Genomic DNA, 19,662 nt, shown 5'->3' with positions numbered 1-19,662 from the left:
CGCACGGACAGGGAGTTGACGTTCGACGAAGCTAAGTGCACGAAACTGATGTTTACGACGATTTGGGGGGCAGCTCGATGAGTGATCTCTCGGTAGAGACCGAGGCGGTTCGCGCGTTCGCCGCGACGAACGCCGGCGTTGCCGGTGATGTCGCAGGGGCGGGTAATTTCGATGCGGTGGCCAACGTCGCCGCGATGACACCGGTCTTCGGCCTGATCGGCGCCGACTACCTGTTGATGTTCGCCGCCGCACAGGTGTTGCAAACCAAGGACATCAATGAACTGTCGGCCAAGTACACCAAGCTGTCGCAGGCCGCATTCAGTTCGGCCACCGCTTTCGACGGTACAGACCTCAGCAACGCGGGCGCGCTAGGGGCGATCGCCAATCAGATCGGAGGCGCGGTATGAAGCCGCTGGATTCGTCCAATTCCGGTCTGATCGCACCCGCCGACCAGACCGCCGCCGCGGTCGATCACACCGCCGCGGCGCAGCAGGCCGCGATGAGCGCGGTGCAGGCCGCGCCGAGCCAGGGCCTGCTCGATGTCCCGCTGCCGCAGCTGCCCGCCGACATGCCGCCGGTCGAGCCGCCGGAGTTCTACCTCGCGCGCAAGATCAGCGAGGATTCGCCGGGCCTCGGCACCGTCCCGGCCGGGATGCCCGGCCTGTCCGGCAATCCGGCGCCCGATCCACACGACATCCTCGCTGGAATTCCCTCCGATGTGTCCAGCCTGCTGGACGGCGCAAACGCGGCGATCAATCACGCCGCGGCGCCGGTCCTCGGCGCGGCGCAGGGTGTGCTCGGCCAGGCGCAGAATGCGCTGGGCGGGGCCGCGGGCGCGGCGGCCGCCACCACACCTGCCGTGGCGGCGCTGCCCGCTGCCTCCGCATTGCCGTCGCTGCCCGCCGACCCGGTCGCCGCGCTGATGAGTGGGCTCGCGCTGCCCGCGCTGCCCGGCGTCGACATGCTGTTCAAGCCGATCCTCGATCTGCTCGGCAGCTTCGGCACCGGCGTTCTGGGTGCGCTCGATCCGACGCAGATTCTCAGCCAGTCCTCCAAGATCATCGAAACGGCGATGCAGGTGGGCAAGGGCGGCATACAGACCGTCGACCAGCTGTGGCAGGGCCAGGCCGCACGCAACGCGCAGGTCGCGGGTCAGCAGGCGAACGCCCAGGGGCAGGACACCAGCCAGCGCGGATTCGACATCTCCGACCTGACGCAGAAGGCCGCAGCGGTGGTGCAGCAGGGTAACGCGCAGCTGACCGGGATCGCGAGCTCGTTCGCCACCCAGGCTGCCGCGCTCGTGCCGGTGATCCCGACCCCGCCGGGACAGGCGGCGCTGATCGCGACGGCCACCGAGCACCTCGGTCAGGCGGTCGCTGTCGCGAACGCGACCCGCGGTGATCTGGCCGGGAAAACGGCCGAGCTGAGCGGTCTGGTCAATCAGCTCGTCGCGCCCGGCGGGTTGCCGCAGCCGCAAGAGGTCGCGCAGGCGGCGATGCAGAACATCGGCCAGCCGATCATGGATCAGGCGCAGCAGGCCGCGCAGGACACCTCGACGAAAGCCGCTGGGCTGCTGTCGGATCCCTCCAATCCGCTCTTGGGCACCCCGACCAATCCGGCCGCGGCGCACTCGGGCACGCCCGGTAGTCCTGGCAGCCCTGTCGGCATGCCGGGCAGCCCCAGTACGCCCTCGACGCCACGTCCGGGCGGTTTGCCGGGCGCCACCCTGCCACCCTTCCGTGCCGTGGCGGGCATGCCCGGTTCGCCGCTTGGCGCCGGCGGTTCGGGCGCCACCCCGGCTGGCACCGGTAACTCCAGCTTCATGGGCGGTAGTCCGGCCGCAGCAGGTCAGCGCGGCAGTGACGACGAGGAACACTCGCGCAATGTCGAGCCGTACCAGAGCCGCACCGGCAACGACGATCTGACCGGCCCGCTCGGCGAGTCCACCCCCGACGTAATCGGTGCGACGCACTCGGACGAAATGGTCAGCTCCGACTACGAACAGGACCAGTTCTAAGCCGCGGCGCCGCAACGGATCTCGAACAACAGCGACCTTTCTCCCAGACGGGGCGGAGGTCGCTGTTGCGCCGGGGTTGTCGACGTCGCCTGAGTACGCGGAGGCGGACTAGCGCTGCTCGGTGAAGGCGCCAAGCAGCTGCGGTAGTGGCAGCGCATGGGTCCCGTGCCGGCACCCATGCGCTGTGGTGTCGCTCCTCTGTCGTTCGTTCAGCGCAGCGCGGGCGGATTACTCAGGTCCTGCGCGGAGTAGGTGTCACACGCCTTCACCTCGCCGGTTCGGTATCCGGTGAGGAACCATTTCTGTCGCTGGTCGGAGGAGCCGTGGGTCCATGCCTCCGGATTCACCCGGCCCTGTGCGGCGCGTTGGATTCGGTCGTCGCCGACCGCCGACGCGGCTGAGAGCGCGTCGCGGATGTCGTTCTCGGACAACGGCTTCAGGAACGGCTGGCTGCCACCCGGTGCGGGCAGCTTGTCGGCGAAGTGTGCCCAGATGCCCGCGTAGCAGTCGGCCTGCAGTTCGGTGCGCACCGCGCCGGACTCGGGTCCGCGCGGATCACGCTGCGCACGCCCGATGTCACCGAGCTGGTTCTGGATGTGGTGACCGATTTCGTGCGCGACAACGTACTCCTGCGCGAGTGGGCCGCCGCTGGAGCCGAAGCGGTCGACCAGTTCCTGGAAGAAACTGGTGTCTAAGTAGGCGGTCTGGTCGGCCGGGCAGTAGAACGGTCCGACCGCGCTGGTCGCGTTGCCGCAACCGGTGGCGATCGCGCCGGAGAACAGCCGCAGCTTCGGTTGGACGTACTTCTTGCCGGTCTGCTTGGGCAGCTCGGTGGACCACACCGCGTCGAGGCTCTGCGCGGTGAGCACCACCCGGCAGTCGATGTACTTGTTGGCATCCGCGCCGGTCTTGCAGTGCGTCGGCGTGCCCGATGTGCCCGGCTGCGTCTGCGAATTGTCGGTGCCGTTCAATTGGCCGAGCAGTGACCCGGGATCACCGCCGAGCAGCAAGCCGAGCACCAGCAGGATAAGGCCGCCCGCGCCACCGCCGAGCGCGATCTTGCCGCCCATGCCGGGACCCCCGCCGGACGAAGCCCGATTGGGGTCGATCTGCATGCCTTCGTTGAAGGTCATCGTCATCGCTTTCTGTGTGATCTGTGCAGCGCCTGCGACGCTGCGAGTCCGTGGTCCGGCTCATGTCCGAGCGAGACCCGTGACAGCGTCGACTGTGCTCCGGCCACTCGGACGCGAGCTGGACCACAAACGGGTGGTCCTCTCCTCGCCTGTGGTTGCCCAGGATTCGGCGTCCGATGCTTCCGGTCGGCGACATGGCGGTAACAGCTTGGCATGGGCAGGCCGATATCGGTTTCCACTCGGCGAACGTGTCTCACTACGATGGCTACCGCACCTGGTCATATCGGCGGGTGCCGGAGTCGTCGAAAGGAATCCCGTGCTGCGCACCCACTTGGCTGGTTCGCTGCGAAGCGAGCACGCCGGTCAGACCGTCACCCTCACCGGCTGGGTGGCCCGGCGGCGTGACCACGGTGGCGTGATCTTCATCGATCTGCGCGATGCGTCGGGCGTGGCGCAGGCGGTGTTCCGGGAGGGCGAGCCCGCCGCGCAGGCACACCGGCTGCGCGCCGAATACTGCGTGCAGGTCACCGGCGTGGTGGAGCTGCGTCCGGACGGTAACGAGAACCCGGAGCTGCCGACCGGCGCCATCGAGGTGAACGTCACCGAGCTCGAGGTGCTCAACGAGAGCGCGCCGCTGCCGTTCCAGCTCGACGAGCAGCCCGGTGAAGAGGCACGGCTGAAGTACCGCTACCTGGATCTGCGCCGCGAAGGCCCGGCGCACGCGATCCGGTTGCGTTCGAAGGTCAATGCCGCCGCCCGCGCGGTGCTGGCCGGTCACGAGTTCGTCGAGGTGGAGACCCCGACGCTGACTCGCTCCACTCCGGAAGGCGCCCGCGACTTCTTGGTGCCCGCGCGCCTGCAACCGGGCAGCTTCTATGCGCTGCCGCAGAGCCCGCAGCTGTTCAAGCAGCTGCTGATGGTCGGCGGCATCGAGCGCTACTACCAGATCGCGCGCTGCTACCGCGACGAGGACTTCCGCGCCGACCGTCAGCCCGAGTTCACCCAGCTCGACCTGGAGATGAGCTTCGTGCGCCAGGACGACGTGATCCTGCTGGCCGAGGAGATCCTCGCCGCGCTGTGGAAGCTGATCGGCCACGAGATCCCGACGCCGATCCCGCACATGACCTACGCGGAAGCCATGCGGCGCTTCGGTTCCGACAAGCCGGACCTGCGTTTCGGCGTCGAGATTACCGAGTGTGCCGAGTACTTCAAGGACACCTCGTTCCGGGTGTTCCAGGCGCCCTACGTGGGTGCGGTCGTCATGCCGGGTGGCGCAAGCCAGCCGCGGCGCCAGCTCGACGCCTGGCAGGAGTGGGCCAAGCAGCGCGGCGCCAAGGGTCTGGCGTACGTGCTGATCAACGAGGACGGCACGCTGGGCGGCCCGGTGGCCAAGAACCTGAGCGACGCCGAGCGCGACGGGCTGGCCAAGCACGTCGGCGCGGTGCCGGGTGACTGTGTATTCTTCGCGGCGGGTCTGGCCAAGGCGCAGCGTGCGCTGCTTGGTGCGGCCCGCAGCGAGATCGCTCGCAAGGTCGGCCTGATCGATGAGTACGCGTGGGCGTTCGTCTGGATCGTGGACGCGCCGATGTTCGAGCCCACGGCCGATGCGACCGCGAGCGGCGATGTGGCGCTTGGTCATTCGGCCTGGACCGCAGTGCACCACGCGTTCACTTCGCCGAAGCCGGAGTCCCTGGACACCTTCGACACCGACCCGGATTCGGCGCTCGCCTATGCCTACGACATCGTCTGCAACGGCAACGAAATCGGCGGCGGCAGCATCCGTATCCACCGACGGGACATCCAGGAACGCGTCTTCAAGGTGATGGGCATCAGCCATGACGAGGCGCAGGAGAAGTTCGGATTCCTGTTGGACGCCTTCGCTTTCGGCGCGCCACCGCACGGCGGCATCGCCTTTGGTTGGGACCGCATCACCGCGCTGCTCGCCGGGCTCGACTCGATCCGCGAGGTGATCGCGTTCCCGAAGACCGGTGGCGGCGTCGACCCGCTGACCGACGCGCCCGCACCGATCACGCCGCAGCAGCGCAAAGAGGCGGGCCTGGACGCGAAGCCCGAGAAGAAGGGCGACGCCGCGAAGGATTCCGACGAGAAGGGCTCGGCCGCGAAGGGCGACGAGTAGGACTCCGACACGGTGGGCGCGGCCGCGGCGCGCCCACCTCGGGGTTCAAGCCGTGAATCGGCATGCGGTTACTGGTTGGTTGGTGAGCGACCAGTGACCCGGTGTTCAGAGGGCCGTGCCGCCGGTGAGTGTCCGGTAGGCGTAGGTCACCGCGATCGTCGTCAGCGGCGCCGCGATCAGCAGGCCCAGGCCGCACAGCAGCGCGCCGACGAATGTGATCACCACGACGGCGAGCGCGAGCAGTAGCACCTGCACGAGGTTGGTCACCACGAGAGTGGCGCTGGACTTGATCGCCGCGAACGGACCCTGATCCTGATCGATCACGTAGTGCAACGCGAACATGCACAGGAATCCGGCGATGAATCCCGGCACTACGAACAGCGCCCAGCCGATGGCCGTGAGCACGAACGCCAGCAGTGCGGTGAGCAGCACGTTGCCCGCGTCCACGAAATGGAAATAGGACCCGAAAACTGGTTTGTAGCCGTCGGTTTCATACAGCGCGCCGCGCACCAAGGCGGCCTGCAGCAGCCAGATCCCGACCATCACCACCAGGAAGATTAGCATCAGCGGCAACAGCGACGTCGGGTTCACGATCCGGACCAGGAGCACGAAGACGAGGTAGATGACGACGCCGAGCCCGGTGACGCCGAGCCACGGCACCGGATTCGACCGGAATTTGTCCCAACCGTAGCTCAGAGCGTTGCCGACATCGAGCCGGGCCGGGCTGCTGTCGGCCTGATAACCGTAGGTCTGTTGCGGCGCGCCGGGCGGCGGCATCGTGCCCGGCGGGGGCGGCATGCCGCCGGGCGGCGGTGGCATGGTCCCTTGCGGTGGCCTGGCCCGACCGGTCCCGGCCGGACCGTAGGTCGGCTGCGGTGGCGCGGGCAGGTGGGGATGCTGCGGCGCACCCGGCGCCGGGGTCACCGGCGGCGGTGGCTCCACCAGTTCGCTGCCGTACTGCGCCGCGCCAGGACTCTCGAACTGCGGGTATCCGGCCGGGCCCGCCATTTCGTGGCGACCGTGTCCGGCGCCTGCCCCCGGTGATTGCGGACCGTGGCTCTCATGCTGACCGTGCTGGGCGACAAGTGGCTCGCGGCCGCTCTTCTCGGGTGACTCGCCAGCTGGATCGTTCGGTGTGGAAGACGGTGTGTCGGCCATTGGCGTAGACCTTTCGACGCAACTGGTTTGCGGTGTGGCGCACGGCAGTTGACGATGAGAAAACCGGACACGCGCAATGGTGTCAAGCAAGGAGCGCCCGTTCCGCAACCTCGACCGAGACACGCCGATGACGCGGAAAGGTTGTGTAACTGCTCGCTAGAAGTGACCCGGTGGGAGTAGCTTGAGAGTCGATGACCGCACTATTGGCCGAACGCGCCGCCGAAGTCGTGGCCGCAGCGCAACACTTGCTTACAAAGCGAATGGGTGCTCCGGTAAAGCTGAGCGATCCGATCGAACTCAGCGGTAGTGGTAGGACCACGGTCCTACGCGTGCGTGTTTCAGAGAACGCCTTTTCGTTGCCGCGAACGCTGATCGTCAAGCAGGTCCGCGGATCCGCCGAGGATCGCCGCACCGGTGGTCTAGCTCCGGGGGTCGCCGGCATCGATGCCGCATTCCTACGGGAGGCCGTGTCCTACCAGTTCACCACCGCACTCAGCCGCGAGCAGCGGCCGGGCGCGTACCTGATCGCGCACAGCCTGCCGGACCGCCTGCTGATCCTCAGCGACCTCGGTGAGAACTCCCGGATGACCGCCGTGCTGCAGTCGGGCGCCGAGCCCGCGACGCGCAATGGGCTGATGGCGTTCGCGCAGGCACTGGGCCGGATGCATGCGGCAACCGTTGGGCGGGAAGCGGATTTCGTCGCCCTGCTGCGTCGCGTCGATGTGGTGCACCGAGTCGACGGCATTGCGCAGCAGGCTGAGGCCGCAATCTCCGAGGTGCCCGGCATGCTGCAGCGCGAACTCGGCATCGAGGTGCCCGGCGAGATCGCCGAACGGATCGTCCGAGGTAACAGGCTGTTCTCTGCCGGGCGCTTCCGCGCGTTCAGTCCGTCGGATCTGTGCCCCGACAACGTTATTCTCAACGAGGAGGGCGCGCTCTTCCTCGACTACGAATGGGGCGGCTTCCGCGACGCCACCCTCGACATCGCCTACGCGCTGGTGTCGTTCCCCGGCTGCCTGTGCGATTTCGAGCTGTCCCGCGAACGCGCCAGGCAGATGGTGGAGGCATGGCGTTCGGAGGTCGTCGGCGTCTGGCAGGCACTGGCCGATGACGACGTGCTCGCCGAGCGCATCCTGGAAGCCCGCCTGATCTGGGTGTGGCTGACCACCTACTGGTTCCTGCCCGCCGACCACACCCGCATCGCCGCCGCCCGCGAGCACGGCCTGTCGGTGCCGCGCTCGGAGGCACTGATCAACCGCTGGGCCGCCCTCGCCGAGGACGCCCGCTGCACCGGCGACGACGCGGTCGGAGACTTCGCCGAGGACGTCTCCGCGATGCTCGAGGAGCGCTGGTCCGAATAGGTTTCGGGTCGGCGTCACATCGCGTATCGCAGTCTTGTCGCGCCGCTCCGACCGCGCGCAAGATCGCTGGTAGCACCGCGCTGTTCCGGCCTGGTCAGCGGTCGAGTTCGGCCAAACGCTTTTCGAGATAGGCGCGTTCGACGGTGTTCTCGGTCAGTAGCAGTGCCGATTCGTAGGCCGATGAGGCGTCGGCAGTGCGGCCGAGTTGGGCGAGGAACGCCGCTCGGGACGCCTCGACGTAGCTGTAGGTCGCCAGCGCTGGTTCGTCGGCGAGATCGTCGAGCAACGCCAGAGCACGGCCTGGATTGCCGGAAAGACCCACGGCCACCGCGTAATTCAAGCGGACCACCGGCGATGGCCATTCCCGCAGCAGCAGGACGTACAGCCCAGTGATCTCCCGCCAATCGGTCTGCTCCCAGGTCTGCGCCTCGTCGTGCACGGCGGCAATCGCGGCCTGTAGCGTGTACCGGTCGGTATGCGGAAGAGCGTGTTTCACCAAGGCGATGCCCTCATCGATCGCCGCGCGATCCCATCGGGTTCGGTCCTGGTGCTCGAGGATGCACAGCGTGCCGTCGTCGTTCACCCTGGCCGACCGGCGTGCGTCGGTGAGCAGGATCAGTGCCAGCAGGCCGGTCACCGATGGGTCGTCGGGGACAAGCGCACGCATCATCCGCGCCACTTGCAGTGCGCGCTCGACCAGATCGGACCGTACCAGCGTGTCGCCCGAGGGCGCGGTGTGGCCGGTGGTGAACAGCAGATGGATGACGGCGCATATCGCGTCGAGCCGGTCCGGGAGTTCCCGCACCGACGGCACCCGGTAGGGAATACGGGCCAGCGCAATCTTCTTCTTGGCCCGCGTGATTCGGGCCGCCATGGTCGATTCGCTGAGAAGGAAGGCGCGCGCGACCTCCGCAGTGGTGACGCCGCAGACCAGGCGCAGCGTGAGCGCCACCTGGGCCTCGCGGGCCAGTGCCGGGTGGCAGCAGGTGCTGATCAGGCGGAGCCTGTCGTCGGGGATGTCGACGGTGCTGTCCAGGGCGGCGAGCGCCAGATCGGCGGTATCGCTGTCGAGTTGATCGGTGACCAGCAGCGGGAGGCCGCGTTGCAGTGTCGAATTGCGGCGCAGCAGGTCGAGGCCGCGGCGCCGGGCGACGGTGGTGAGCCAGGCGCCGGGTTTCGCAGGCACCCCGTCCGCAGACCACTCGGTCAGCGCCTTGGCGTAGGCGTCCTGCACGCACTCCTCCGCCATGTCGAAATCGCGGACCAGCCGCACCGTCGCGGCGAGCACGAAGGCCCATTCGCGACGGTGCGCCTGTTCGACGGCCGCGGCGGCGCGCTCGGCCGCTCCGGTGGCGATCGACATCTGCCTGTCCGAGCGCTCGGCCTATTCGAAGACCATGATCGGCCGCACCTCGACGCCACCGAACCGCGCAGGCACCTGCTTGGCCAGCGCGATCGCCGCATCCAGATCGGGAGCCTCGAGCAGGTAGTAGCCGCCAAGCGCCTCCTTGGCCTCGCCGAACGGCGCATCCGTCACGGTGAAGTCGCCGTCGTCGCGCTTGCGGATCGAGGTCGCGGTGGGGGTCGGTTGCAGCGCATTGCCGCCCTTCCGCGCATCGCCCGCGATCTCCTGGAACGTCAGATGTTCCTGGTAGATCGCGCCCATCACTTCCTCGGAAGCGGTCGCGTAGGCGTTCTCGTCTTCGTAGATCAGCACCAAATACTGGCTCATCGTCTCGCTCCTTCGGTTCCGGGACCCGCCGATCGGGCCGCCGTACTCATCCCGACGAGCGAGTTGGACGGAAATCGACAACCGTCGACAAGAATTCTGCCCTGAAATCGTGGCGTGCGTGTCGAGATGACGGGGTCGAGCCGGTGCCGAAAGGTCAGGCGAGGGGAGCGGACGGCGGTTGGCGATCGCGGACCGAGCGGGGACCGACTGTGGGGTGTGCAGGCATCCGGGACGCTGGAAGTCCGCCCGTAGCGAGAACAGGACGAGCATCTCGCGCGTAGCTCTGTCGGTGCGTCTCGGTAACGTTCCTGGTGTGAGCGAAGGCTTGTTCGATGTGCCCGGCGATGGCGTTCCTGCGGGACACACTATCGATGATGCGGTGCGCCGAGATGCGGGAGCGCCGCTGGCGGTGCGGATGCGGCCTGCCTCGCTGGACGAAGTGGTCGGGCAGCAGCATCTGCTGGGACCCGGCTCGCCGCTGCGACGGCTGATCGAGGGGTCGGGCGCGGCGTCAGTGCTGCTGTACGGCCCGCCCGGTACCGGCAAGACCACCCTCGCCTCGCTGATCTCGCAGTCCACCGGCCGCCGTTTCGAGGCGCTGTCGGCGCTGTCGGCCGGTGTCAAAGAGGTGCGCGCGGTCATTGATGTGGCCCGGCGCAGGCTCACCGCCGGAGAGCTGACAGTGCTGTTCATCGACGAGGTGCACCGCTTCTCCAAGACGCAGCAGGACGCACTGCTCGCAGCGGTGGAGAACCGGATCGTGCTGCTGGTCGGCGCGACGACGGAGAATCCGTCCTTCTCGGTGGTGTCGCCGCTGCTGTCGCGCTCGCTGGTGTTGCAGCTGCAATCGCTGACCGAGGCCGATATCCGCCTCGTTCTGGAACGCGCGATCAGCGATGCGCGCGGACTCGACGGCGAATATACCGTGACCGATGCCGCACTGGATCACATCGTGCGCATCGCGGGTGGTGACGCCCGACGCGCGCTCACCGCGCTGGAGGCGTCAGCGGAATCCTCGCTCGACGGAAATGTCGACGTCGATCTCGTCGAGGCCAGCGTGGACAAGGCCGCCGTCCGCTACGACCGCGCCGGCGACCAGCACTATGACGTGATCAGCGCCTTCATCAAATCCATCCGTGGCTCCGATGTCGACGCCGCACTGCACTATCTGGCCCGCATGCTCGGCGCGGGGGAGGACCCCCGCTTCATCGCCCGCAGGCTGATGATCCACGCCAGCGAGGACATCGGCATGGCCGATCCCACGGCGTTGCAGACGGCGACCGCGGCCGCGCAGGTCGTCCAATTGGTCGGTCTTCCCGAAGCCCGGCTCGCCTTGGCGCAGGCCACCATTCATCTGGCGACCGCCCCGAAGTCCGGCGCTGTCATCGCCGCGATCGGCGCCGCGATCGCCGATGTCAATGCGGGCAAGGCCGGTGCCGTACCCCCGCACCTGCGCGACGGCCACTACGCGGGCGCTGCGAAACTCGGCAACGCGCAGGGCTATAAGTACCCGCACGACAACCCGGACGGAGTGCTCGCCCAGCAGTACCCGCCGGATGAACTCGTCGGCACCGACTACTACCAACCGACCGACCACGGCGTCGAACGTGAGATCGGCCCGCGGGTCACCAAGCTGCGCCGCATCGTCCGCGGCAGGTAGGTTCCGGGCCGCGGGAACCACCCCGGTCCCTGAAAATTCGGATGCGGCGCACCGGTAGGCTGGATACCTGTGCAGACCCACGAGATTCGACGGCGCTTCCTGGACCATTTCGTCCGTGCCGGCCATACCGAGGTGCCGAGTGCCTCGCTGATCCTGGCCGACCCGAACCTGCTGTTCGTCAACGCAGGCATGGTGCAGTTCGTTCCGTTCTTCCTCGGTCAGCAGACCCCGCCCTACGCGCGGGCGACCAGCGTGCAGAAGTGCGTGCGCACCGGCGATATCGAGAACGTCGGTGTCACCACCCGGCACAACACCTTCTTCCAGATGGCGGGCAACTTCAGCTTCGGCGACTACTTCAAGCGCGAGGCGATCACATTCGCCTGGTCGCTGCTGACCAACAGCGTCGAGGACGGCGGCTACGGCTTCGACCCGGAACGGTTGTGGGCCACCGTGTATCTCGATGACGACGAGGCCGAGCAGATCTGGCTCGAGGTGGGCGTGCGCGCCGAGCGCATCCAGCGCCGCGGCATGGCCGACAACTACTGGTCGATGGGCATACCCGGTCCGTGCGGCCCGTGTTCGGAGATTTACTTCGACCGCGGCCGCGAGTACGGCGTGGAGGGCGGCCCCGAGGCCGATGAGGATCGCTACCTCGAAATCTGGAACCTCGTGTTCATGCAGAACGAGCGCGGCGAGGGCACCGGCAAGGACAATTTCGAGATCCTCGGCCCGCTGCCCAAGAAGAACATCGACACCGGCATGGGTGTGGAGCGCGTCGCGTTCCTGCTACAGGGCGTCGACAACGTCTACGAGACGGACCTGCTGCGCCCGATCATCGACAAGGCCGAGGAACTGACCGGCCGGTCCTACGGCGTCACGCATGAGGACGACGTGCGGTTCCGAGTGATCGCCGACCACGCGCGCACCGGCGCCATGCTGATCACCGACGGTGTCAACCCCGGCAACGACGGCCGCGGCTACGTGCTGCGCCGCCTGCTGCGCCGGATCGTGCGCTCGGCCCGGCTGCTGGGCGCGGAGAAGCCGGTCATGGGCGAGTTCATGAAGGTCGTCAGCGACCTGATGGCCCCGTCCTACCCGGAACTCGCCACCGATTTTCAGCGCATCGAGACGGTCGCGGTCGGCGAGGAGACGGCGTTCCTCAAGACGCTCAACACCGGCTCGGTCCTCTTCGACAACACCGCCGCCGCGGTGAAGGCCAAGGGCAGCAACACCATTGCGGGCTCGGACGCCTTCACCCTGCACGACACCTACGGCTTCCCGATCGACCTCACCCTGGAGATGGCCGCCGAGGCCGGGCTCGCGGTGGACGAGGACGGCTTCCGGTCGCTGATGGCCGAACAGCGCAAGCGCGCCAAGGACGACGCGCAGGCCCGCAAGCACGCGCACGCCGACCTGTCGGTCTACAAGGAACTGGTCGACCGCGGCGCCACCGAATTCACCGGCTTCGACGAGCTGACCTCCGAGGCGCACGTGCTGGCCCTGATCGTCGATGGTGTCCGGGCGCCGGTCGCCACCGTCGGTCAGGACGTCGAGGTGATCCTGGATCGCAGCCCGCTGTACGCGGAGTCCGGCGGTCAGATCGCCGACCGCGGCGCCATCACCGCGTCGGGGCTGAAGGTGCGCGTCAACGACGTGCAGAAGATCGCCAAGAAGGTGTGGGTGCACAAGACCACCGTCGAGCACGGTCAGATCACCGAGGGCGATGTCGTTCTCGCCCAAGCCGATCCGGCCTGGCGGCGCGGCGCCACTCAGGGGCACTCCGGCACGCACATGGTGCACGCCGCGCTGCGCCAGATCCTCGGCCCGAACGCGGTACAGGCGGGTTCGCTGAACAAGCCCGGCTACCTGCGTTTCGACTTCAATTGGCAGGGCCAGCTTTCCGAGCGGCAGAAGACCGATATCGAGGCCGTGTCCAACGACGCGGTCGGCGCGGACTTCCCGGTGAACACCTTCGTCACCGACCTGACCAAGGCCAAGCAGATGGGCGCGATGGCGCTGTTCGGCGAGAACTACGGCGACGAGGTTCGGGTGGTGGAGATCGGCGGCCCGTTCTCGATGGAGCTGTGCGGCGGCACGCATGTGCAGCATTCCTCGCAGATCGGCCCGATCACCCTGCTCGGCGAGTCGTCGGTCGGCTCCGGTGTGCGCCGCGTGGAAGCCTTCGTCGGTCTGGACTCCTACAAGTACCTGGCCAGGGAGCGTGCGCTGCTGGCCGGTGTCGCGTCGTCGCTGAAGGTGCCCTCCGAGGAGGTGCCCGGCCGCGTCGAGCAGTTGGTCGAGCGCCTGAAGGTGGCCGAGAAGGAACTCGAGCGCACCAAGGTGGCCGCCGTGCTGTCCTCGGCGAGCAAGTTCGTTGGCGAGGCCGAACGGCTCGGCGGCGTGCTGTTGGTGGCCGCCGCCGCGCCGAAGGGCGTCGCCGCGGGCGATCTGCGCACATTGGCCACCGACATTCGCGGCCGGTTCGGCAGCAACCCCGCGGTGGTTGTGCTGCTCGGCAACGCCGACGGCAAGGTGCCGTTCGTGGTGGCCGTCAACAAGGCCGCTCAGGACCTCGGTTTCAAGGCCGGTGACCTGGTCGGCGCCTTCGGCCCCAGCATCGCCGGGCGCGGCGGCGGCAAGCCGGAAATGGCGCAGGGCGCGGGCTCGGATCCCTCGGGCATCGAGGTCGGTCTGGTCGCAGTCCGTGCGCGGGTGGCTGAACTCGCCGGGTGATGGACGACCCCGAGAGTCCAGGTTCATCGGAGCGGCCGCCCTCGAAGCGGCCGCAGGGTGCCGACCGGCCCGACGCCGCGACCGATCCCGGTCGCGGCAGGCGGCTTGCCGTCGATGTCGGCAGTGTCCGCATCGGCGTCGCATCCAGTGACCCGGACGGCATCCTCGCTACACCCGTGGAAACCGTCGCGCGAGCGAAGCAGAATGCCCGCGGCGGTGGTCTGGCACCCGACATAGTCAGAATTGCCGAAATTGTGCGGGAGTACGAAGCAGTTGAGGTAATCGTGGGTCTGCCCCGGACATTGCGCGGGGAAAAGGGCACCGCTGCGACGCTGGCGATGGCGTTTGCTGATCGTTTGCGAACGGTGATTGCTCCGGTGCCCATCCGGCTTTCCGACGAACGTTTGACTACGGTGTCAGCTGCACGTGCATTGCGTGACAGTGGAGTTCGCGCGCGTGGCCAGCGGCAGGTAATCGATCAGGCGGCCGCCGTGTCGATCCTGCAAGGATGGTTGGACGAACGGAGTGCGGTGTTGAGGTCGGTCGAAGAAGCGGTACGTCCCGCCTCGTCCGGAGACGATGCATGACGGATCGGTGGACGCAGGCCGAGGAACGCTACCGACAGCGCGAGGCTGAACGGCGGTACCGCCGCAATGACCAGGCCTGGGCAGAATACGAGGACGACACCACCATCATCCCGCGCTACACCGACGAGGAGCCGCTGGAACCGCCCGCTCCCGCCCGCGGCGGCGGCCAGCGCGCGCGCCGTGCCGCACCGGACAGCGACGACGCCGAGGTTCCGGCGACGCGGCGGCCGCGCGGTCGGCGTTCGGAGCCGAGTAGTCGTTCGGAGGCTCGCGCGGCGACTTCGCGCAGTGGATCGCAGCGTCGCAAGCGCTCCCGGGTCGCCTCCCGCAAGGCCGCCGAACGCAAGCGTCGTCGCCGCAACCTGTGGGTCATCGGCGGCGTCTTCGTGCTGCTGTTCGCCGGTGCCGCGGGATTCGCTGGGTACAAGTACGTGAAGTCGGCATTCGGCAGCGCCGAGGATTACGCCGGACCGGTCGGTCCGCTGGTCGTGGTGCAGGTGCAGCCGGGCGATACCTCCAACCAGATCGCGAACGCGATGCAGGCCAAGGGCGTCGTCGCCAGCAGTCAGGCATTCTTCGAAGCGGCCGTGCGGAATTCGAACATGAACTCGGTGCAGCCCGGCTACTACGCCATCCCGAGCCACAGCCCGGCCGCGCAGGCGGTGGTCGCCCTGCTCGGCAAGGATTCCCGGGTCGGCAATCTGGTCGTCTCCGAAGGACGGCAGCTGCACGACCAGCAGGACGTGAACACCGGGTCGCGCAAGGACGGCATCTACCGCAAGATCGCGGACGCCAGCTGCGTCGGCACCGGCACCAATCAGAAGTGCGTGACCTACGAGCAGCTCGACACCGCAGGGGCGGGCATGGATCTGGCCGCGCTCGGCGTCCCCGCCTGGGCGGAGCAGAGCGTCCGTGACGTCCCGGACCGCAGCAGGCAGCTGGAGGGCCTGATCTCCGCGGGCACCTGGGATTTCGATCCGAGCGGCACGCCGGAGCAGATCCTCAAGCAATTGGTGACCGCGAGTGCGCGCAGCTACGAGTCGACCGGGCTGTTGCAGTCCGGTGGCGAGACCAAGCTCAACCCGTATCAGACGCTGACCGCCGCTTCCCTGGTGGAACGCGAAGCGCTGCCGCAGGATATGCCGAAAGTAGCGCGGGTGATCGTGAATCGGTTGCGGGTGAATCAGCCGCTGCAGTTCGACTCGACGGTGAACTATGACCTGGACCGCACCGAGGTGGCGACCACCGACGCGGACCGGGCCAAGCGCACACCCTGGAACACCTATGCGATGCCCGGCCTGCCCGCGACGCCGATCTCCGCGCCGTCGCTGAATGCTTTGCGCGCCATGGAGAATCCGGAGGCCGGTACCTGGCTGTACTTCGTGACGGTTGACAAGCAGGGGACCACGCTGTTCACCGACAATTACTCCGAGCACCTGCGGAATATCGAAAAGGCTAGGCAGAGCGGGATTCTCGACAGTGGCCGGTGACGTAGTCGGCGCGGTGCGCAGGGCGGCGGTGGTCGGCAAGCCGATCTCACATTCCCGCTCTCCGCAACTGCATCTGGCCGCCTATCGCGCGCTCGGCCTGGACTGGACCTACGACCGCATCGAATGCTCGGCCGAACAGCTGCCCAGCCTGGTCGACGGCCTCGGCCCCGAATGGGTCGGTCTGTCGGTGACCATGCCTGGCAAGGAAGCCGCGCTCGCCTACGCGACCGAACGCACCGAGCGGGCGGTCCTGGTCGGCTCGGCCAATACGCTGGTCCGGATCGAGGGTGGTTGGCGTGCCGACTGCACCGATGTGGACGGCGTCATCGGCGCCCTGCGCGACGGCGGAATCACCGAACTGTCCGAGGCCGTGGTTCTCGGCGCGGGCGGTACCGCCCGCCCGGCGCTACTCGCGCTGTCCGAGCTCGGCGCCGAGCAGGTCACCGTCATCGCTCGGGACGCAGGAAGGGCGCGCGGCGCACTGGATCTCGCGGACCGTCTCGGCCTGAGCGCCACGGTGATCGGCTTCGATCCCGGCGCCATCGGCGCGGTATGCGCGCAAGCGGGCGCCGTGATCAGCACGATTCCCGCCGAGGCCGCCGCCGCCGTCGCCGAGGCGGTGGCCGCCGCGCCCGTCGTGCTCGACGCCATCTACAACCCGTGGCCGACCCCGCTCGCCGAGGCCGTCGCCCGCGCGGGCCACACCGTGGTCAGCGGCCTGGAGATGCTGCTGAACCAGGCCTACGGTCAGGTCGAACAGTTCGCTGGCCGCCCGGCTCCGCGTGCCGAAATGGCCGCCGCCCTATAGTGCCGACCGTTCGGGTACAATCTGACACCGGTTCTAGTTTGGATCCGCGCGGCGCAGGTTATTGTGTTGGTCATGAATGCTTGGGTGTTGCGGGCCACAGCGCTCGGTGCGCTGGTCGTCGTGCTGCGTACCGTGCTGGGATTCGCGATGGTGTACTGGCCGACCCACGGCGGGTGGATGCGGATTCTCTGCCTAGTCGTGCTGATCGCCCCCGTCGTGTTCTGGGGCGTGCTGGACGGTCGCAAGGACCGCATCGCGCACCCGGACCCGGAGCGCGGCTCCGACCTCACCATCCTGTGGCTGAAGGCCGCGGTGGCCGGTGGCCTCGGCAGCGGCCTGGTCGCCTGGATCGTGGACTACCTGCCCCACTTCGACCTCGGCGACAACGGCCTGCTGTTCGAGCTGACCGCCTCGGCGTCCTTCATCGTCCTGCTGATCTTCGTGCCCTCCCTGATCGGCGTCGCGATCGGCCGCATGCTGGCTGGTCGGCAGGCGAACAAGCAGTCGGCGCCCCCTGTGTCGCTCACCAAGGAACCCACACCGGCCTGACACGGCAGGGGAGGCCGTCCTCCCTAGCTTTAGCATTCATCACATGATCGACGATGCGCTCGCTTTCCCGCGACAGTCCGCGCGAACCCAACGCTTCACCCTCGGTACGCCGCGGACGTTCACCGTCTCTCCGGACGGCCGACGGATCGTGTTCCTCCGCTCGCGGTCGGGCACCGACACGGTGCACCTGATGTGGGTGCGCGACACCGAAACCGGCGTCGACACGATCGTCGTCGATCCGGACGAGCTGCTTCGGAATCGCGATCAGGGCGAGACACCGCAGGAGCGCGCCCGCCGTGAACGCGCCCGCGAGGGCGCGACCGGAATCGTTCGATACGTGACCGACACCGCCGTGACCACTGTGGCGTTCGTGTTGGCCGGCAGGCTTTTCGTGGTTGATCTGCGTTCCGGTTCGGCCGCAGAGAGAAAGGTCGAAGGTCCGGTGGTCGACCCCCGGATCTCGCCGGACGGACAACTGTTGGCCTATGTCTCGGGCCGTCAGCTTCGAGTGGTGGGAGTCGACGGCACGTCCGACCGCGGATTGATCGGCGGCGATGACGAGCACCTGCAATACGGGCTCGCGGAATTCATTGCCGCCGAGGAAATGGGCCGAGACCGCGGCTTCTGGTGGTCGCCGGACGCCACTCGGCTACTGGTCGCCTGCGTGGACGAATCGCCGGTCGGCCGCTGGTGGATTGCCGATCCCCAGAACCCGGCACGCGAACCCACCGCGGTCGCGTATCCTGTGGCGGGTACGGCGAACGCCGATGTGACGCTTTTTCTCGTCGGCGTGGACGGCAGCCGCACGGCGGTCGAATGGGACCGTGCTGCCTACCCGTATCTCGCGAGAGTGCATTGGGCAGGGGAGAATCCGCCACTGCTGCTCGTGCAGGCCAGGGATCAAAGCAGCCAATGCTATGTGACGGTGGATGTCGGGACGGGCCGTACCGAGGTGGTGGGCACGGACAGCGACGAGGTGTGGGTCGAACTGTTCTCCGGCGTTCCGGCCTTCACACCGGATGGCCGACTGGTGCGTGTCGTCGATTCGGGGAACTCGCGGAGTCTGATCGTCGGAACGGGGCGGGTGACGGGGCCGGAACTGCAGGTGCGTGGCGTGCTCGCCGTCGATGACGACAGCGTCCTGTGCACCGCGATGACGGCCGCGGAGGTCGGCGAGGTCCACGTCTATCGCTTCGGTGGCGGTGCGGCGGTTCGACTGTCGGACACGCCGGGCGTGCACTCGGCCGTGCGGAGCGGGGAGATAGTCGTCCTGTCGTCCAACTCCCTGGCCAGCCATCGCACCACGGTGCGAGTGTTGCGCGGCGACACCGTGATCGGCGAGATCGAGTCCCTGGCCGCGACACCCGGACTGACGGCTCGACCGCAACTGCTGTCCGTCGGCGACCGGCGGATTCCCGTCGCGGTACTACTGCCGACCACCTACTCCGGCGACGGCTTGCTGCCCGTGCTGCTCGACCCGTACGGAGGACCGCACGGGCAGCGTGTGCTGCATGATCAGCGGGCCTATCTGGAGGCCCAGTGGTTGGCGGACAACGGGTTTGCCGTCGTCGTCGCCGACGGTCGCGGCACGGCGGGGCAAGACCCGCAGGGGCAGAAGGCGGTCGCGGGCGACTTGGCGGGCACGCTCGACGACCAGATCGACGTTCTCGCGGTGCTCGCCGCGCGATTCCCACTCGACCTGACCAGGGTGGCGATCCGAGGTTGGTCCTTCGGCGGCTATCTCGCCGCGCTCGCCGTGCTCCGACGACCGGATGTCTTTCACGCCGCCGTCGCCGGCGCGCCCGTGACCGATTGGCGGCTCTACGACACGCATTACACCGAACGCTATTTGGGCCACCCCGACAAGCAACCGGACGTCTACGACTCGAACTCCCTCGTCACCGCCGCGGGTCTGTCGTCCCCGGCGCTGCCCGAGCGACCGCTGCTGCTCATCCACGGATTGGTCGACGACAACGTCGTCGTCGCGCACACCCTGCGGCTGTCGGCCGAGCTGCTGTCCGCCGGTCGACCCCATGAGGTTCTGCCGCTCTCGGGCGTCACGCACCGGCCGATCGACGAGCAGGTCGCCGAGAACCTGATACTGCACCAGGTCGACTTCTTGAAGCGCGTACTGGCCCAACCGGCTTCGTCGAGCTGAGCGAGATCGCCCACCCGGCGCATCGCGGGGGCCAGGTACCGGTACCTCGAATTGTTATAGCCCCCAAGGATGCTGGGCGATGCCACGCGCGGCGACTTCGGTGCTCCGATCCCGCCGCTGCGATGGTGGGACCGAAGGT

15 protein-coding genes are annotated in these 19,662 nt (G+C 67.9%); 11 read left to right on the top strand and 4 right to left on the bottom strand.

Annotation, left to right across the window (positions count from 1 at the left end):
* The first annotated feature begins 77 nt into the window (after positions 1-77).
* Both ACV7NQ_RS46435 and ACV7NQ_RS46430 read left to right on the top strand, forming a co-directional pair.
* A complete protein-coding gene (locus tag ACV7NQ_RS46435) occupies positions 78-407 on the top strand; it encodes a type VII secretion target (protein WP_463365295.1) in 330 nt (109 codons plus the stop codon).
* Positions 404-2,017 carry a hypothetical protein gene (locus tag ACV7NQ_RS46430; protein ID WP_463365294.1) on the top strand — a complete coding sequence of 538 codons (1,614 nt, stop codon included), beginning with the start codon at positions 404-406 and terminating at the stop codon, positions 2,015-2,017. The genes ACV7NQ_RS46435 and ACV7NQ_RS46430 overlap by 4 nt, the downstream gene beginning before the upstream one ends.
* Positions 2,018-2,226: 209 nt before the next feature.
* Here the strand turns inward: ACV7NQ_RS46430 and ypfJ are convergent, their stop codons facing one another.
* Positions 2,227-3,150 carry a KPN_02809 family neutral zinc metallopeptidase gene (gene ypfJ / locus ACV7NQ_RS46425; protein WP_463365293.1) on the bottom strand — a complete coding sequence of 308 codons (924 nt, stop codon included), beginning with the start codon at positions 3,148-3,150 and terminating at the stop codon, positions 2,227-2,229.
* A 316-nt stretch (positions 3,151-3,466) separates the two neighbouring features.
* Between ypfJ and aspS the strand changes: the two genes are divergently transcribed.
* The gene (gene aspS, locus ACV7NQ_RS46420) at positions 3,467-5,287 is read left to right on the top strand and encodes an aspartate--tRNA ligase (protein WP_463365292.1); all 1,821 of its coding nucleotides are present in this window, start codon (positions 3,467-3,469) and stop codon (positions 5,285-5,287) included.
* Between the two features lie 105 nt (positions 5,288-5,392).
* Here the strand turns inward: aspS and ACV7NQ_RS46415 are convergent, their stop codons facing one another.
* Positions 5,393-6,445 (bottom strand): hypothetical protein, encoded by a 1,053-nt coding sequence (locus tag ACV7NQ_RS46415; RefSeq protein ID WP_463365291.1) that lies wholly within the window; start codon positions 6,443-6,445, stop codon positions 5,393-5,395.
* Between the two features lie 191 nt (positions 6,446-6,636).
* Between ACV7NQ_RS46415 and ACV7NQ_RS46410 the strand changes: the two genes are divergently transcribed.
* Positions 6,637-7,806, top strand: a complete 1,170-nt coding sequence (locus ACV7NQ_RS46410; protein WP_463365290.1) for a phosphotransferase family protein — start codon at positions 6,637-6,639, stop codon at positions 7,804-7,806.
* 94 nt (positions 7,807-7,900) lie between these two features.
* Here ACV7NQ_RS46410 and ACV7NQ_RS46405 read toward each other — a convergent pair whose 3' ends face one another.
* Positions 7,901-9,169: an RNA polymerase sigma factor gene (locus ACV7NQ_RS46405; protein ID WP_463365289.1), complete on the bottom strand. Its 1,269-nt coding sequence runs from the start codon at positions 9,167-9,169 to the stop codon at positions 7,901-7,903.
* Positions 9,170-9,190: 21 nt separating this feature from the next.
* Complete coding sequence (locus ACV7NQ_RS46400) at positions 9,191-9,538, bottom strand: YciI family protein (protein WP_463365288.1); 348 nt, start codon at positions 9,536-9,538, stop codon at positions 9,191-9,193.
* A 313-nt stretch (positions 9,539-9,851) separates the two neighbouring features.
* Here ACV7NQ_RS46400 and ACV7NQ_RS46395 point away from each other — a divergent pair, with 313 nt between their 5' ends.
* The 7 genes from ACV7NQ_RS46395 to ACV7NQ_RS46365 all read left to right on the top strand — a co-directional run bounded on the left by ACV7NQ_RS46395 (position 9,852) and on the right by ACV7NQ_RS46365 (position 19,523).
* Positions 9,852-11,198: a replication-associated recombination protein A gene (locus tag ACV7NQ_RS46395; RefSeq protein ID WP_463365287.1), complete on the top strand. Its 1,347-nt coding sequence runs from the start codon at positions 9,852-9,854 to the stop codon at positions 11,196-11,198.
* Positions 11,199-11,267: 69 nt separating this feature from the next.
* On the top strand, positions 11,268-13,931 hold the full coding sequence (alaS, locus tag ACV7NQ_RS46390) for an alanine--tRNA ligase (protein WP_463365286.1): 2,664 nt from the start codon (positions 11,268-11,270) through the stop codon (positions 13,929-13,931).
* Complete coding sequence (ruvX, locus tag ACV7NQ_RS46385; protein ID WP_463365285.1) at positions 13,931-14,518, top strand: Holliday junction resolvase RuvX; 588 nt, start codon at positions 13,931-13,933, stop codon at positions 14,516-14,518. The genes alaS and ruvX overlap by 1 nt, the downstream gene beginning before the upstream one ends.
* Positions 14,515-16,008 carry an endolytic transglycosylase MltG gene (gene mltG, locus ACV7NQ_RS46380; RefSeq protein ID WP_463365284.1) on the top strand — a complete coding sequence of 498 codons (1,494 nt, stop codon included), beginning with the start codon at positions 14,515-14,517 and terminating at the stop codon, positions 16,006-16,008. The genes ruvX and mltG overlap by 4 nt, the downstream gene beginning before the upstream one ends.
* Positions 15,998-16,816: a shikimate dehydrogenase gene (locus tag ACV7NQ_RS46375; RefSeq protein ID WP_463365283.1), complete on the top strand. Its 819-nt coding sequence runs from the start codon at positions 15,998-16,000 to the stop codon at positions 16,814-16,816. The genes mltG and ACV7NQ_RS46375 overlap by 11 nt, the downstream gene beginning before the upstream one ends.
* A 72-nt stretch (positions 16,817-16,888) precedes the next feature.
* Positions 16,889-17,365 carry a B-4DMT family transporter gene (locus tag ACV7NQ_RS46370; protein WP_463365282.1) on the top strand — a complete coding sequence of 159 codons (477 nt, stop codon included), beginning with the start codon at positions 16,889-16,891 and terminating at the stop codon, positions 17,363-17,365.
* A gap of 43 nt (positions 17,366-17,408) precedes the next feature.
* Positions 17,409-19,523: a S9 family peptidase gene (locus ACV7NQ_RS46365; protein ID WP_463365281.1), complete on the top strand. Its 2,115-nt coding sequence runs from the start codon at positions 17,409-17,411 to the stop codon at positions 19,521-19,523.
* Positions 19,524-19,662 lie beyond the last annotated feature (139 nt).

It is taken from the genome of Nocardia sp. Tas62D01 (genome assembly GCF_055232035.1).
This window is presented reverse-complemented; position numbering and strand designations above follow the sequence as displayed.

Coding starts and splice junctions, on each gene's coding strand:
- ACV7NQ_RS46435 (WP_463365295.1), top strand. CDS start 78: ATGAGTGATCTCTCGGTAGAGACCGAGGCGGTTCGCGCGTTCGCCGCG.
- ruvX (WP_463365285.1), top strand. CDS start 13,931: ATGGACGACCCCGAGAGTCCAGGTTCATCGGAGCGGCCGCCCTCGAAG.
- ACV7NQ_RS46365 (WP_463365281.1), top strand. CDS start 17,409: ATGATCGACGATGCGCTCGCTTTCCCGCGACAGTCCGCGCGAACCCAA.
- ypfJ (WP_463365293.1), bottom strand. CDS start 3,150: ATGACCTTCAACGAAGGCATGCAGATCGACCCCAATCGGGCTTCGTCC.
- mltG (WP_463365284.1), top strand. CDS start 14,515: ATGACGGATCGGTGGACGCAGGCCGAGGAACGCTACCGACAGCGCGAG.
- ACV7NQ_RS46430 (WP_463365294.1), top strand. CDS start 404: ATGAAGCCGCTGGATTCGTCCAATTCCGGTCTGATCGCACCCGCCGAC.
- ACV7NQ_RS46370 (WP_463365282.1), top strand. CDS start 16,889: ATGAATGCTTGGGTGTTGCGGGCCACAGCGCTCGGTGCGCTGGTCGTC.
- ACV7NQ_RS46410 (WP_463365290.1), top strand. CDS start 6,637: ATGACCGCACTATTGGCCGAACGCGCCGCCGAAGTCGTGGCCGCAGCG.
- ACV7NQ_RS46405 (WP_463365289.1), bottom strand. CDS start 9,169: ATGTCGATCGCCACCGGAGCGGCCGAGCGCGCCGCCGCGGCCGTCGAA.
- ACV7NQ_RS46415 (WP_463365291.1), bottom strand. CDS start 6,445: ATGGCCGACACACCGTCTTCCACACCGAACGATCCAGCTGGCGAGTCA.
- ACV7NQ_RS46400 (WP_463365288.1), bottom strand. CDS start 9,538: ATGAGCCAGTATTTGGTGCTGATCTACGAAGACGAGAACGCCTACGCG.